Genomic DNA, 14616 nt, shown 5'->3' with positions numbered 1-14616 from the left:
GCGAGAATTCTGCGCGAGCGCCGAGCGCCGCGGGGTTTCGCTGTGCCGTGATTCTGCGGTGCAGAATCCGCCGGATTGTGATGAGCTTCCTGCGCCGGCATGGTGTCCCCTTGGTTCGTGGTGCGTTCTCCACGCTGACATAGATGCATAGGCGAGTCAATCAGCCGTGCCGGTGTGACGAGAGTTCGTTGAAGGAATAGCGTCGAATCGACGATTTCGGCGCAATTTCGGATGCTGGGGTGCGAGATGTTTCCCAACTGCCCTGAATCGTGGGAAGGTTGGACTGTGACAGACACGTACTCTGATCAGCAGTGGCTGACCATTCCTGACCTCGTTGAAATGCTTGGATTGAGCCAGAGCCGCGTGCGGCAGCTCATCGAAGACAAATACCTTCTTGCTGTGCGCCGTGACGGCAAACTTCAGGTTCCCGCCGCCTTCTTGAAAGAAGGAGCGCCGCTCGGCGAATTGCGCGGCACCATCTACGTGCTCGGCGACGACGGCTTCACCGACGAGCAGGCCATGGACTGGCTGCTCAATGTCGACGACAGCTTGGGCGTTCCGCCAATCGAGGCGCTCCGTGCCGGCCGCAAGGCCGAGGTGCGTCGCGTCGCTCAGGCGCTCGCGTAACTCACACTTCTCGCTGAGGCTCCTGCCTGAGTTGCTTGACCGCGCCCGGCGATCCTCGACAGGTCGCTGCGCGGGTTGAAAACCGCTGCGCGTGCTGAGTTCAACCAGCGCCGCGGTTTTCAACGCGCGCGCCTTGTCGACGGTGTTCGACCCTGTCGAGGCCGTCGCTAGCGCTCGCTCCTCCTCTAATCACCGAAGTGGTTTCGAGCCGAACTCTTAGAACGTGCGGCGCGTCACCGTGTCGGTGAGCGCGCCGAGTTCGAGGATCGCGTCGGCGCGCAACGGAGCGGAGGCAAGCACCTCGCGCGCCGCGGCGACGTTCTCGGCGATGAGCGCTTCGACGCGGTCGACGGCTCCGCTGTCATGAATCGCGTTCTGCAATGCCACGATCTGTGACTCGTCAAGCTCCGGATTGCCGAGCAATTCGTCGATCAGGCTGCGCGTTTCGCGGGTGCCGTGGTCGCGGGCGAGGGCGATCAGCACGGTGCGCTTGCCCTCCCGGAGGTCGTCACCGCTCGGTTTGCCGGTGACCGCGGAATCGCCGAACACGCCGAGCAGGTCGTCGCGCAGCTGAAAAGCGATTCCGAGCGGCAGTCCGAACTCCCGCAGCGCGCCCAGTTGCTCCGTGCTGGCGCCGGCGAGGGCCGCACCGATCACGAGCGGCGCCTGCACGCTGTACTTGGCCGACTTGTAGACGATCACCCGGTGAGCACGGTCAAGCAACTCGGCATCGGGCTGGGTGACCCAAGCGCGCTCTTCGAGGATGTCGAGGTACTGGCCGGCGGTGACCTCGGTGCGCATCCGGTTGAACTCGATCCGTGCCCGACGGGCGCTGGCCGCGTCGGTCACCTCAAGCAGGGCGTCATCGAGAAGTTCGTCGCTCCAGCCGAGTATGAGATCGCCGAGCAGAATCGCGGATGCCCGGCCGAACTCGGCATCGTCTCCGGCCCACCCCGACGCGCGGTGCAGACCATCGAACAACTTGTGCGCAGACGCGGCGCCGCGGCGGGTATCTGAGTTGTCGATGATGTCATCGTGCACCAGCGCGGCGGCGTGAAAGATCTCAAGTGCGGATGCCGCCCCGACGATGGGGGAGAGCGGAGAATCTGGCGCAGAGACGCTCCTCCACCCCCAGTAACAGAAAAGGGCCCTGAATCGCTTGCCACCGCTGAGAAATTGCCGTGAGAAATCAACGAGCGCGGTAAGGTCAGGGCTGATCGAGGTCACAATGGACTCACGGCTCGCCACGAAATTCTCGATGCGAGAGTGAACTAAACCGACTAGACGAGTGCTTTCAACCACGTGTCTAGCCTAGCCAACCCTGCGGCGCTAGAATTAAGAGCTAAACCCGCTCGATCCCGTAATTGGAGGGAATGAGATGCCGCTATCAGAACAGGAGCAGCGACTCCTCGAAGAGATGGAGCGCAGCCTCTATCACAACGACGCTGATTTTGTGGCGACGGTTGGAGCAACGCGACTTCGACCTAGCTATCGTTCGATAGCTCTGGGGGTGCTCCTCGTCGTTGCCGGAATCGCACTGCTGATTGCGGGCGTCGCCCTGCATCTGCTGTGGCTCGGGATCATCGGGTTCATTGTCATGTTCGGCGGGGTGCTTCTGGCCATCACGCCCGGGCGCGCCAGTCGCGGCTTCTCGCCCGGCGGGTCCACCGGGCACGGTCGAAGCCACGCCCCCTCACGGAAGTCCGACCAGGGCTTCATGGACAAGATGAACGACCGTTGGGATCGCCGCCAAGACGGCAATCACTGACGCAGTCGCACTGACGCAGTTGCTCTGACGCAGTCGCACTGACGACGTTCGCCGTCGCGCGCCGAGAGGTCGCGTCACCAGGCTGAGTAGTAATAGGCAGAGTCGCAATTCACGGGCCGATCTTCTGATCGGCCCTTTTTTGTGCGCTCACACGCGCCAGGAATCGCGGTGCTTGATCGGCCTCTCCCTTTCCCTCCACCACGGTGTCCCCTGAGATTTCGGGCATCCGCGGGCGACTTCTGGTCGAATATCGCTCAATTTCCCTCGAAAGTGGTGGGTTGTGGAGTAAAGTGGAGCAACTCCTGATCCTGGCCGGAAGAGAAGAGGTGATGAATGTTCCTTGGGACCTATGCCCCGAAGCTCGATGAGAAAGGGCGCATCATTCTCCCGGCCAAGTTCCGCGATGAGCTGGCCACCGGCGTGGTCATGACGCGGGGCCAGGAAAACTGCATCTACGTGTTCAGCACCGACGAGTTCGAGCAGCTGCACGAGAAGATCAAACAAGCCCCCGTCACCAGCAAACAAGCCCGCGATTACTTGCGGGTTTTTCTTTCTGGAGCCGCAGCCGACACCCCGGACAAGCAGAACCGGGTCATGATCCCGGCCAATCTGCGCAGCTACGCCGGCCTTGACCGTGAACTCACGGTGATCGGCGCGGGCAGCCGCGTCGAGATCTGGGACAGCGCGGCTTGGGACAGCTACCTCACCGAACAAGAAACCGCGTTCGCCAACACTACGGAGGAGGTGATTCCGGGACTCTTCTAGCCCCTGGTGCCTGACTCCCAGCCGTTCACCCCTGACACACTTCCCCGGTGCCAGGTCGAATGGATGGGGATCCGGAATCAGGGTCGTTCCCGGCACTATCTATGGCCATCAACGACATCCACACCCCGGTACTGCTCGAACGCTGCATTGAGCTTCTCGCGCCCGCGCTTCAGAAGCCAGGAGCCGTTCTCGTTGACGGCACTCTCGGAATGGCCGGCCACGCCGAGGCCTTCCTCACCCGGTTTCCCGAGCTGACCCTGGTCGGGCTCGATCGCGACCTCGAGGCACTTGCGATCGCCGAAGAACGATTGAAGCCGTTTCACGACCGCATTCACCTGGTTCACACCGTGTACGACGGCATCGGCGATGCCCTCGACTCACTCGGCATTCCCGAGGTCGACGGCATCCTCTTCGACCTCGGTGTGTCGTCGTTGCAGCTCGACCAGGTCGACCGTGGTTTCTCCTATTCCAAGGATGCGCCGCTCGACATGCGCATGGACAACACCTCGGAGCTGACCGCCGAACGCATCCTCGCCGACTACAGCGAACAGGACCTGCGCCGTATCTTCCAGGAGTACGGCGAGGAGAAGCTTGCTGCACGGTATGCCAAGGCCATCGTCGAAGCCAGGGAACACACGCCGTTCGTGCGTTCAGCGCAACTTGTTTCGGTGATCACCGCGGTGACCCCCGTCGTGGTGCAGCGTCAAGGGCACCCGGCCAAGCGGGTCTTCCAGGCCCTGCGCATCGAGGTCAACCAGGAACTTGCCGTTCTCGAACGCACGATACCTGCCGCTCTCGAAGCTGTCGCCGTGGGCGGTCGCATCGTCGTCATGTCGTACCAATCGCTGGAAGACCGCATCGTGAAGCGGGCTCTGGCCAAGGCGACAAGTTCCAGCGCTCCCGCCGGCCTGCCGGTGGAACTGCCGGAGCACAAGCCCCTGTTCACCCTGCTCGTGCGGGGCGCAGAACTCGCCACCGATGAAGAAAAAGCAGAGAACCCGCGTGCAACGCCGGTTCGTCTGCGTGCAGCCGAACGCATCAGGAGAGCCGAATGAGCGACAACCTCGCACGGGTTCTGCGCCCGAGCCAGCTTCCGGAACCCGAACGCGAGCAGACTCCGGCGCGCCGGCCGCTCCAGATCGTCACCACGCGCACCCAGCGCAAGGCCCGCCCGCGCATCATCTATGCGTTCACCGCAGTGACCGGCATCGTGGTCATCATCTTCGCCCAGCTCTTGGTGAGCGTCGGTATCTCCCAAGGAGCATTCGAGATCTCGACGCTGCAGAAAAGCCAGGTTGAGCTCGGCCGCACCGCCGACAGCGTGCGCGAGAACCTCGTGCGGGTGTCGGCACCGCAGGCTCTCGCCGCGAACGCCGAGGCCCTGGGCATGGTGAGCAATTCGAACCCGGTTTTCCTGCGACTTTCCAACAACGCGGTGAGCGGTGTGCCCAGCCCCGCGGCCGGAACCACGGTCAATGCGGCGGCGCTGGTGCCGAATGCACTGCTGACGGGGATTCCCCTGGTCACTCAGCTCCCCGTCGCCGGCGCAGAGATTGCCCCGCCGGTCGGCGCACCCGTGACCATTCCCGCCGACGGTGGGATCCCGACCCCGATGACGCACTAACCGCAGCAGACCGGTAGCACCACAACGGCAGTAAGGAATTAACAGTGTCGACCAGTACAGGACCGACGAACACCGGAACCGTCACCAGTCGATCGACGAAACGGCGCATCGTCTGCACGATCATCCTGCTGTTCGTGATCGTTGCCGTCTTCGTCGTCAAGCTCGTCGACATCCAAGTCGTGAGGGCCGACACGCTCAATTCCGACTCGCTCGGCAACCGCTCGGTCGAAGACGTCGTCTACGGCTCGCGGGGAGACATCCTCTCGGCCGACGGGGTCGTGCTCGCCGGAACCGTCATGCGCTATGACGTCGCACTGTCGCCGAAGAATGCCGGTCCGGTCGATCGGGAGGTCGACGGCAAGGACACGACGATCCCGCTCGCGCAGACGGCGGCCGAGATCGGAGCGCTCACCGGGCAAAGCGGTGACACCATCCTCACCATGATCTCTGCGGCCCTGGCGGACAACCCGAAGTCCGACTACGCACTGGTGGCGAAGCAGGTCGACGTGGATGCCTTTCAGGCGTTGGACAAGCTGGACATCCCGTGGTTGACCTTCAAGAAGCACCCAGGACGGGTTTACCCGAACGGCGCCGTCGCCGGAAACCTCGTCGGGTTCGTCTCGTCGGAGGGCGAGGCACAGGCCGGTCTCGAGCTCGCCCAGGACTCCTGCCTGGCCAGCCAGGACGGCATTGAGACCTACGAGAAAAGCGGCAAAGGCGTTCCGCTGCCTGGCAGCACCGTTGAGGTGAGCAAAGCGAAGAACGGCGGAAGCGTCGTCACGACCATCGACTCTGATCTGCAGTGGTTCGTCGCCCAGGCGCTGGCCGCACAAGCGCAGAAGACCGGAGCGGCCTGGGGCAATGTCGTCGTGCAGGAAGCGAAGACCGGCAAGTTGCTCGCCGTCGCCGATTACCCGTCCGTCGACCCGAACAACGTCAACGGCACGCCCAACCCCGATGACCGCGGTTCCCGCGCCTTCACTGCCTCGTTCGAGCCCGGCTCGACCTTCAAGGCCCTCACCGCAGCCTCAGCGATCGACGCGGGCGTTGCAACGCCGGGCGACAAGGTCGTCGCCCCCTACCGGTACATCCCGGCCAACGGCGCGGACATCAACGACAGTTCGATCCATGGCGACCTGAACTTGACCTTGACCGGCGTTCTGATCGAATCATCGAACACCGGAATGTCGAAGTTCGGCGAACGCATGAGCTCAGAGCAGCGCTACGACTACATGACGAAGTTCGGTGTCGGCACCGAGACCGAGGCCGGCTTCCTCGCCGAGGACTCGGGCATTTTGCACCCGTGGGAAGACTGGGACAACCAGACCGACTACGCCACCATGTTCGGGCAGGGGCTCACCACCACGGCCGTGCAGAACGCCAGCATCTACCAGACCCTCGCCAACGGCGGGGTGCGGATGCCCGTGCAACTGGTTGCAGGATGCCGTCAGGCCGACGGAACCGTCACCGAGGTGCCGGCGGCCGAGGGGCGACAGGTCGTGTCAGCAGCCGCGGCCAAGGAAACCTCGGAGATGCTCGAGATGGTTTACCAGCAGGCGTGGCTCAAAGATGTCTGGAACATTCCGGGCTACCGAGTCGCGTCGAAGACCGGAACTGCCCAGGCGGCGGACGGCAATGGCGGGTACTCCAAGGGGTACATCGTGTCGGTGGAGGGCTTCGCCCCGGCCGACGATCCGCAGTTTGTCGTTTCGGTGACTCTGGCAGATCCTGTTAACATGAATACGTCTGCCGCACCGGCTCCGATCTTTCAGGAGGTCATGAGCCAGGTGCTGAAGAAGTATCGGGCAGTTCCCTCAGGTACCCCTGCACCTGCACTCCCTGCCACCTGGTAAGAAAGCGAGCCTGTGACCAACTCGGCGCCCTCGGCTCTTCGTCCACAGCATCCCGTACCCCGGTCGTTGTCAGGACTTGTCGAAGAATTCAACCTCGATCTCCGCGATGACATCGATGGACTCGAAGTGACCGGTGTGAGCCTCGGCTCACACACCGTCCAACCCGGAGACCTCTACGTCGGTGTTCCGGGCCGCAACAGCCACGGCGCCCAGTACGCCGCTCAAGCGGCCGAGGCCGGCGCTGTCGCAATCCTGACCGACGAGGTCGGTGCCGGGTTCGCTGCAGGCAGCGGCCTGCCGGTTCTGGTGACCCCGGATGCCCGTGCGGCACTCGGCGCCGTCGCCGCGTGGATCTACCGCACCGACGAGAACCCGGCAACGCTTTTCGCGGTGACCGGCACGAACGGCAAGACCAGCGTCGTCTACCTGCTCTCCGCCATCTTGAACCAGCTCGGGATCGTCTCGGGGCTCACCTCGACGGCCGAGCGCCGCATCGGTGACATCGCGGTGACCAGCTCACTGACCACCCCGGAAGCGAGCGAACTTCACGCTCTGCTCGCCCGGATGCGCGAGGCCGAAGTGCGCGCCGTTGGCATCGAGGTCAGCGCCCAGGCGCTCACGCGCCACCGCGTCGACGGTCTCGTCTTCGACGTCGCCGGCTTCACCAACCTCAGCCACGACCACCTCGACGACTACGACGCGATGGAAGACTATTTTCAGGCCAAGCTCGAGCTGTTCCAGCCCGACCGCTCACGCCGCGGCGTCGTCACCGTCGACTCCGAGTGGGGCCGTCGCCTGGTCGACGAATGCCGCATTCCCGTGACGACTCTCACGACGCGCCCCGACATCGACGCCGACTGGCGCATGCGGGTCACGGCCGAGAGCGCCTTGTTCACCGAGTTCGTGCTCGAAGGGCCAGAGGGTCGCACGCTCACCACCCGCGTGCCGCTGCTCGGCTGGTACATGGCGGCCAATGCCGCCCTGGCCATCGTCATGCTCGTCGAATCAGGGTTCGACCTCGAGGCGATCGAGCACACGCTCGGTCGTGACGGCGGCATCGACGCCTATATCCCGGGCCGCGCCGAGCGCGTGTCGGGGGAGCAGGGCCCCCTCGTCTACATCGACTACGGCCACAGCCCCGACGCCTTCCTCAACACGCTTGACGCCATTCGCAAGTTCACGCCCGGCCGCGTGATCATGGTCTTCGGCGCCGACGGCGACCGCGACACCACCAAGCGCGCCGAGATGGGTGCGATCGCCGCTCGCGGCGCCGACGCGGTGGTCATCACCGACTTTCATCCCCGGTTCGAAGACCCCGCGGCGATCAGGGCCGCGCTTCTCGAAGGCGCCCGGTCCGCTGTGCCTGACGGAGAATTCTACGAAGTGCCCGACCCGCGTGCGGCATTCCGCACCGCGCTGTCGCTGGCCAAAGACGGAGATTCCATCCTCTACGCCGGCCCCGGCCATGAGGACTACCACGAAGTTGCCGGAGTGAAAATCCCTTATTCTGCCCGTGAAGACGCTCGAACCGCACTCCGTGAAGCCGGGTGGTTGTAAATGATCGCCCTGACACTTGCTGAGATTGCTGCGGCCACGAACGGCGCACTGCACCTCGATGGATGCGACGCCACATCTGAGACCGTCGTCGACGGCTCCGTGCACACCGACTCCCGTGAAATCGTTGCAGGGGCAATCTTTGTGGCCAAGCCCGGCGAAGTCACCGACGGACACCTCTTCGCCCCGATCGCGGTCGAGAAGGGAGCCGTGCTCCTCATCGTCGAGCGCGTGCTCGACCTTCCCGTTGCGCAGCTCGTGGTTCCCGACGCCGTCACGGCTCTCGGCGACCTGGCCACCGAGGTCGTCACCCGCGTGCGCGCACTCGGCCGCCTGAAGATCGTGGGAGTCACCGGTTCCAACGGTAAAACCACCACCAAGAACTTGATTCGGGCCGTGCTCGAACGTGTCGGCCCGACCATCGCGGCGCGGGCATCCTTCAACAACGAGGTCGGCGCACCGCTGACCATGCTCGAGCTGACCGAAGAGACCCAGTTTCTCGTCGCCGAGATGGGCGCCAGCGGCGTCGGCGAAATCGCACGCCTGGTGCGCATGGCCCGGCCTGACATCGGCATCGTGCTGAAGGTGGGACTGGCGCACGCCGGAGAATTCGGCGGTATCGAAGCGACCGTGCGCGCCAAGACGGAGATGGTCACCGACCTGCTTCCGACGGATGTCGCGGTGCTGAACGCCGACGACCCCCGCGTGGCACCGATGGCTGAGCACACCGCCGCCCGGATCACCTGGTTCGGTCTCGACAGCCCGCTGCTCACCGCATCAGACGAGAATGCGGCCCCGGCCGTGCGCGCAACCGACGTTCACGCGTCGGCGCAGGGCACCCGCTTCACGCTGCATCTGTCCAACGGCGAATCGCGCCAGGTCGCCTTCAAGGTTCTCGGTGAACACCACGTGATGAACGCGTTGGCCGCCGCCGCGGCGACCGAGCTGCTCGGTGTGCCGATCGATGACATCGTGTCGGCGCTCGAGTCGGTGCAGACCGCAGAGCGCTGGCGCATGGAGGTCATGGGCGGTAAAGACGGCGTGACGATCATCAACGACGCCTACAACGCCAGCCCCGACTCGATGGCCGCAGCGCTGAAGACCCTGGCGCAGATCAAGGCTCCCGGGCAGCGCACGATCGCTGTTCTCGGCGAGATGAGTGAACTGGGCGAATTGGCCGGGGAGGAGCACGACCTGATCGGTCTGCTCGCCGTGCGGTTGAACATTTCGCAGATCATCGTCGTGGGCTCCGCAGCCCGCCGCATGCACATCAGCACCATCAACCAAGGCTCCTGGGATGGCGAATCACTCTTCGCCGACACGCCGGAGAGTGCCTTCGAATTACTGCGCAACACAGTAAAGCCGGGGGATCTGGTGTTGGTTAAATCATCGAACTCCGCAGGCTTACGCTTCCTGGGCGACCGACTGGGAGAATTGTTCTCGTGAGAGCCCTACTGATTGCCGGAGCCCTGTCGCTCGCCTTCACGCTCTTCCTGACCCCGCTGTTCATCCGGCTGTTCCACAAGATCGGCTGGGGACAGTTCATTCGCGACGATGGCCCGCAGAGCCATCACGCCAAGCGGGGAACCGCGACCATGGGTGGAATCATCATCATCCTGGGCGCCGTCATCAGCTATTTCACGGCGATGTGGGTGACCGGATCGCACATCCCCGCCTCCCCCCTCCTCGTGCTGTTCATGATGGTCGGCCTCGGCCTCGTCGGGTTCGTCGACGATTTCTTGAAGACCAGAAAGCAGCGCAGCCTCGGGCTGGGCGGCTGGCAGAAGATCATCGGCCAGGTCATTGTCGCCGGAACCTTCGCCTGGTTGTCGTTGCAATTCCCGAACAAGCACGGGGTAACTCCGGCCTCCACACATATCTCGTTTCTGCGCGACCTGCCGATCGACTTCATGGCGCTCGGCGCGATCGCCGGCACCATCCTGTTCGTCATCTGGGTCTGCCTGATCACCGCCGGCACCTCGAACGCCGTTAATGTGACCGACGGTCTCGACGGTCTCGCAACCGGCGCGTCGATCCTCTCGATCGGCTCGTTCATCATCATCGGATTCTGGCAGTCGAATCAGGCACGGTTCGGGGGAGCGGACATCAGCGACCTCTACCGTGCCTACGACGTGCGCGACCCGCTCGACCTGGCCATTGTCTCGGCGGCCATCGTCGGCGGTCTGATCGGGTTTCTCTGGTGGAACACCTCGCCCGCAAAGATCTTTCTCGGTGACACCGGTTCGCTCGCCATCGGTGGCGCCTTGGCCGCTCTCGCGATTCTCAGCCGCACCGAGCTGTTGCTCATCCTGATCGGTGGTCTCTTCGTCATCGAGACCGGCTCGGTCATCGTGCAACGTGCATACTTCAAGGTCACCCATGGCAAGCGGATCTTCTTGATGAGCCCGATCCACCATCACTTCGAGCTCAAGGGCTGGGCGGAAGTCACCGTCGTCGTGAGATTCTGGATCATCGGTGGTCTGCTCGTCGCCGCCGGAGTCGGAACCTTCTATCTCGAATGGCTGTCGCGCACCCCATGACCCGTCTCGATACTCTGACCAGCTGGCACTCAGACTGGACCGATCTGAAGGTCGCAGTGCTCGGGCTCGGTGTGACGGGCTTCGCCGCGGCCGACACCCTGGCCGAACTCGGCGCCGATGTTCTCGTCGTGGCCTCCGACACCAGCACCGAACGCGCACAGCTGATCCCGGTGATCGGTGCGCGCCTGGTGCAAGCCGACTCCGATGAGATCCCGACCGAGCTGATTGATCTCCGTCCGGATGTCATCGTCGTCTCGCCCGGCTACCACCCCGATCACACCCTGCTCGAATGGGCACAGGCGAACGCGGTTCCGGTCTGGGGCGACATCGAACTCGCCTGGCGTCTGCGCGACAAGGTCGGGACGCCAGCCGAATGGATTCTGGTCACTGGAACCAACGGCAAGACGACGACCGTGCAGATGGCGGCCACCATGCTGGCCGCCGCCGGGCACCGTGTCGCACCCTGCGGCAACATCGGCATTCCCGTGCTCGACGCGATTCGCGACCCCCAGGGTTGGGATGTGCTCGTCGTCGAGCTCTCGAGCTACCAGCTTCACTATCTGCCGACGAGCGGTCCCGGTGCCCTCGTGCCGTGGGCGAGCGTGTGCCTCAACATCGCCGACGACCACATCGACTGGCATGGCTCCGCCGCCGCCTACCGGGCGGCGAAGGCGACCGTCTACGCGAACACGATCACCGCCTGCGTCTACAACAAGGCCGATGAGGCGACCCGCGAGATGGTCGAAGAAGCTGACGTGCAAGAAGGCGCCCGGGCGATCGGGTTCGGCCTCGGCGCTCCCGGCCCCAGCGATTTCGGAATCGTCGACGGCATCCTCTGCGACCGTGCATTCCTCCCCGAACGATTCAACGAGGCACTCGAGTTGACGACGGTCGACGACCTGGCCGCGGCCGGGCTGTCGGCCGCCCACATCGTGTCGAACATCCTCGCCGCAAGTGCGCTGGCCCGATCGTTCGGTGTCACCCCGGCACAGATTCGCCTTGCTCTTGAAACCTTCCGGCTCGATGCGCATCGCATCGAGGTGGTGAGCGTCGTTCGCGACATCCGCTGGGTCGACGATTCGAAGGCGACCAACCCGCACGCGGCGGATGCCTCGCTTCGTGCCTTCGACTCGGTGGTCTGGCTGGTCGGCGGGCTGCTCAAGGGCGTTGACATCGACGACCTCGTCGCCAGCCATGTCTCCCGGTTGCGCGCAGCGATCATCATCGGCGTCGACCGGGTTGCCCTGCGTGAGGCATTCGCCCGGCATGCTCCGCTGCTGCCCGTCATCGAAATCGACACCGAGGTGTTCGACGAGGTCATGCCGGCCGCCGTCGACGCCGCCGGATCTCTCGCCCGCGCCGGCGACGTCGTGCTGCTGGCACCCGCCGCCGCCTCGATGGACCAGTTCGCCTCCTACAGCGAACGTGGCACCCGTTTCGCCGAGGCCGTTCACGAGTATCTCGGAGGTGAGGCGGGTGAAGAATCCGCCTCGGACGCGCGCGACTAGGCCGGGGGACGCAGGGGACGCCGGGCTGGAGAACGCCGAGGCCGCCGTGCGGGCATCCGCCTCGTCGGCCCGGATCTCACTCGGCCGCGTTTTTCGGGCTGAGTCGGCCAACTATTTTCTGCTTCTCGGCACCACGCTGTTCCTCGTCGCCTTCGGGCTGATCATGGTGTGGTCGTCGTCCTCGGTGCTGTCCTACCTCGATGACACCGGGTTTTTCGGCGGGCTCTTGCGTCAGGGAGGTTTCGCCCTTCTCGGTATTCCGATCATGCTCATCGCCAGTCGGATGCCGGCGAAGTTCTGGGCGCGCATCGCCTGGCCGACCCTTCTGGTCGCCTGTTTCCTCCAAGCACTGGTGGTGTTCACCCCGCTCGGTCACACCGTCGCCGGCAACACCAACTGGCTGACCATCGGCAGCGTGCAGTTCCAGCCCTCTGAAGGCATCAAGGTGGCCCTGGTCATCTGGCTGGGCATGATCCTCGCGCAGAAACAGGACAAACTCGACGACTGGCGCCATGTCTTCATCCCGGTCTTCGGAGTCGGTGGCGCCGCCGTCGGTCTCGTGCTGATCGGTGGAGACCTCGGAACCGTCATCATCATGGCCGGCCTGCTGTTCGGCGCACTCTTCTTTGCCGGCGTCAGACTGAAATTGCTGGCTATCCCGCTCGTCGCCGGGATCATCCTCGCGTTGATCGTCGCGTTCTCCAGTTCCAACCGGTTCACCCGCATTATGAGCTTCATCGGCAAGGGCTGCGACGAAGTGAACGGCTCGATCTCCGATGCCTGCTGGCAGCCGCTCCACGGCACCTGGGCGTTGGCCAACGGGGGAGTGACCGGTGTCGGCCTCGGCAATTCAAAGGCGAAATGGTCGTGGCTGCCGGCCGCAGACAACGACTACATTTTCGCCATCATCGGCGAAGAGCTCGGGCTGATCGGTGCGATCGTCGTACTACTCATGTTCGTGCTCCTGGCGATCTCGCTGATTCGGATCATGCGTGCAAGCACCTCGGCTCAGGGGCGGATCACCGTTGCCACCGTCCTGGTCTGGATCATCGGCCAGGCAATGGTGAACATTGCGGTCGTGCTCGGCCTCCTCCCAGTTCTCGGCGTTCCGTTGCCGCTGATCTCCTCGGGCGGCACAGCCCTGCTCACGACTCTGCTCGCGATCGGCATCGCGCTGTCGTTCGCCCGCACCGACACTTCGCTGAAGGAGCTCCACCCATGACCACGTATCTTCTCGCCGGCGGGGGGACTGCGGGTCACGTGAATCCCTTGCTCGCCGTGGCCGACGCCATCCTCGCCGCAGAACCCACCTCGACGGTGCTCGTGCTGGGCACAGCCGAAGGCCTCGAGGCCCGACTGGTGCCTGCTCGCGGCTATGAACTGATCGTCATCCCGAAAGTGCCGTTTCCGCGCCGGCCGAATCGCGCGGCGCTTCGGTTTCCCGCACGGTTCAACAGCGCCATCAAGCAGGTCGCCGACGTGATCCGCACCAGATCGGTGGATGTCGTCGTCGGCTTCGGCGGGTACGTTTCGACGCCTGCCTATCTCGGGGCGCGCCGGGCCGGTGTGCCGATCGTGATTCACGAGGCGAACGCCAAACCAGGAATGGCCAACAAGTTGGGCGCGCGGTACAGCACCCACGTGGGCGTTGCATTTCATGGCACCCCCCTGCGGCACGCGGAGTTCGTCGGCATGCCGTTGCGGCCCGAGATCGAGAATCTCGACCGGGCCGCAGCTCGCCCGGAGGCGCTCGCGTTCTTCGGACTTGCCGCCGATCGACCGACCCTCGTGGTGACCGGCGGTTCGCTCGGCGCCCGTCGGCTGAATCAGACACTCGTGTCGTCGGCCGAAGCGATCATCGCCGCCGGCTGGCAGGTGCTGCACATCACCGGTGAGAAGTCAGAGGTGTCCGACCCCGAGCTGGCGCACTACCGGATGATCGCGTATTGCGATCGGATGGACCTCGCGCTCTCGGCCGCGGATGCGGCCGTGTCGCGCGCCGGCGCCGGGACGGTCTGCGAGCTTGCCGCGCTCGGCATTCCCGCCGTGTACATTCCGTACCCGGTCGGCAACGGCGAGCAGCGGTTCAACGCGGCAGACGTCGTCGAAGCCGGCGGTGGAATTCTGGTCGACGACGCAGCCTTCGTGCCGGACTGGGTTCGCGCAGAACTCGTGCCGCTGCTGGCCGATCGTCAGAAGATCAGCGCGATGGCCGCTGCGGCGGCATCCGTGGGAGTGCGTGATGGGGCGGAACGTATGCTCGCCCTGATTCACCGCGCGCTGTAACCAATCCCGACTTCCCAGCCGTCGGCGCGTAACGTGGATTGCGGCAGGATTGAGCTGCACGTTTTCAGATCCACCCGACTGTGAATTGCCA

General features: G+C 64.4%; 13 protein-coding genes. 12 read left to right on the top strand and 1 reads right to left on the bottom strand.

Going from position 1 to position 14616, the window contains the following annotated elements; genetic code table 11:
* Positions 1-285 precede the first annotated feature (285 nt).
* Positions 286-627: an Rv2175c family DNA-binding protein gene (locus AB4Y63_RS00130; RefSeq protein WP_441788999.1), complete on the top strand. Its 342-nt coding sequence runs from the start codon at positions 286-288 to the stop codon at positions 625-627.
* Positions 628-843: 216 nt separating this feature from the next.
* On the opposite strand, the gene AB4Y63_RS00125 is transcribed toward AB4Y63_RS00130, so the two are convergent.
* Positions 844-1929: a polyprenyl synthetase family protein gene (locus tag AB4Y63_RS00125; RefSeq protein ID WP_441788998.1), complete on the bottom strand. Its 1086-nt coding sequence runs from the start codon at positions 1927-1929 to the stop codon at positions 844-846.
* 76 nt (positions 1930-2005) lie between these two features.
* On the opposite strand from AB4Y63_RS00125, the gene AB4Y63_RS00120 reads away from it, so the two are divergent.
* The 11 genes from AB4Y63_RS00120 to AB4Y63_RS00070 all read left to right on the top strand — a co-directional run bounded on the left by AB4Y63_RS00120 (position 2006) and on the right by AB4Y63_RS00070 (position 14525).
* A complete protein-coding gene (locus AB4Y63_RS00120) occupies positions 2006-2395 on the top strand; it encodes a DUF3040 domain-containing protein (RefSeq protein WP_441788997.1) in 390 nt (129 codons plus the stop codon).
* Between the two features lie 333 nt (positions 2396-2728).
* Positions 2729-3160 carry a division/cell wall cluster transcriptional repressor MraZ gene (gene mraZ / locus AB4Y63_RS00115; protein WP_441788996.1) on the top strand — a complete coding sequence of 144 codons (432 nt, stop codon included), beginning with the start codon at positions 2729-2731 and terminating at the stop codon, positions 3158-3160.
* A 101-nt stretch (positions 3161-3261) separates the two neighbouring features.
* Positions 3262-4215: a 16S rRNA (cytosine(1402)-N(4))-methyltransferase RsmH gene (gene rsmH / locus AB4Y63_RS00110; RefSeq protein WP_441789318.1), complete on the top strand. Its 954-nt coding sequence runs from the start codon at positions 3262-3264 to the stop codon at positions 4213-4215.
* Complete coding sequence (locus tag AB4Y63_RS00105) at positions 4212-4784, top strand: hypothetical protein (RefSeq protein WP_441788995.1); 573 nt, start codon at positions 4212-4214, stop codon at positions 4782-4784. The genes rsmH and AB4Y63_RS00105 overlap by 4 nt, the downstream gene beginning before the upstream one ends.
* A 44-nt stretch (positions 4785-4828) precedes the next feature.
* Positions 4829-6637 (top strand): peptidoglycan D,D-transpeptidase FtsI family protein, encoded by a 1809-nt coding sequence (locus tag AB4Y63_RS00100; RefSeq protein ID WP_441788994.1) that lies wholly within the window; start codon positions 4829-4831, stop codon positions 6635-6637.
* A gap of 12 nt (positions 6638-6649) precedes the next feature.
* Positions 6650-8194: a Mur ligase family protein gene (locus tag AB4Y63_RS00095; RefSeq protein ID WP_441788993.1), complete on the top strand. Its 1545-nt coding sequence runs from the start codon at positions 6650-6652 to the stop codon at positions 8192-8194.
* The gene (locus AB4Y63_RS00090; RefSeq protein WP_441788992.1) at positions 8195-9637 is read left to right on the top strand and encodes a UDP-N-acetylmuramoyl-tripeptide--D-alanyl-D-alanine ligase; all 1443 of its coding nucleotides are present in this window, start codon (positions 8195-8197) and stop codon (positions 9635-9637) included.
* The gene (gene mraY / locus AB4Y63_RS00085; RefSeq protein WP_441788991.1) at positions 9634-10731 is read left to right on the top strand and encodes a phospho-N-acetylmuramoyl-pentapeptide-transferase; all 1098 of its coding nucleotides are present in this window, start codon (positions 9634-9636) and stop codon (positions 10729-10731) included. The genes AB4Y63_RS00090 and mraY overlap by 4 nt, the downstream gene beginning before the upstream one ends.
* Positions 10728-12239, top strand: coding sequence for a UDP-N-acetylmuramoyl-L-alanine--D-glutamate ligase (murD, locus tag AB4Y63_RS00080; RefSeq protein WP_441788990.1), 1512 nt, complete (start codon positions 10728-10730; stop codon positions 12237-12239). Before mraY ends, murD begins: the two co-directional genes overlap by 4 nt.
* Entirely contained in the window at positions 12208-13461 is a 1254-nt protein-coding gene (gene ftsW / locus AB4Y63_RS00075) for a putative lipid II flippase FtsW (RefSeq protein WP_441788989.1), read from the top strand. The genes murD and ftsW overlap by 32 nt, the downstream gene beginning before the upstream one ends.
* A complete protein-coding gene (locus AB4Y63_RS00070) occupies positions 13458-14525 on the top strand; it encodes a UDP-N-acetylglucosamine--N-acetylmuramyl-(pentapeptide) pyrophosphoryl-undecaprenol N-acetylglucosamine transferase (RefSeq protein WP_441788988.1) in 1068 nt (355 codons plus the stop codon). Before ftsW ends, AB4Y63_RS00070 begins: the two co-directional genes overlap by 4 nt.
* Positions 14526-14616 lie beyond the last annotated feature (91 nt).

The organism is Leifsonia sp. YAF41 (assembly GCF_052113185.1).
Lineage (GTDB): Bacteria > Actinomycetota > Actinomycetes > Actinomycetales > Microbacteriaceae > Cryobacterium.
Note: the sequence above shows the minus strand (reverse complement) of the source record. Positions and strands in the feature narration are given on the sequence as shown.

What these genes read in the sequence shown, in the direction of transcription:
- AB4Y63_RS00070 (WP_441788988.1), top strand. Translation starts at nt 13,458, where the DNA reads ATGACCACGTATCTTCTCGCCGGCGGGGGGACTGCGGGTCACGTGAAT.
- mraZ (WP_441788996.1), top strand. Translation starts at nt 2,729, where the DNA reads ATGTTCCTTGGGACCTATGCCCCGAAGCTCGATGAGAAAGGGCGCATC.
- murD (WP_441788990.1), top strand. Translation starts at nt 10,728, where the DNA reads ATGACCCGTCTCGATACTCTGACCAGCTGGCACTCAGACTGGACCGAT.
- AB4Y63_RS00105 (WP_441788995.1), top strand. Translation starts at nt 4,212, where the DNA reads ATGAGCGACAACCTCGCACGGGTTCTGCGCCCGAGCCAGCTTCCGGAA.
- AB4Y63_RS00090 (WP_441788992.1), top strand. Translation starts at nt 8,195, where the DNA reads ATGATCGCCCTGACACTTGCTGAGATTGCTGCGGCCACGAACGGCGCA.
- AB4Y63_RS00120 (WP_441788997.1), top strand. Translation starts at nt 2,006, where the DNA reads ATGCCGCTATCAGAACAGGAGCAGCGACTCCTCGAAGAGATGGAGCGC.
- rsmH (WP_441789318.1), top strand. Translation starts at nt 3,262, where the DNA reads ATGGCCATCAACGACATCCACACCCCGGTACTGCTCGAACGCTGCATT.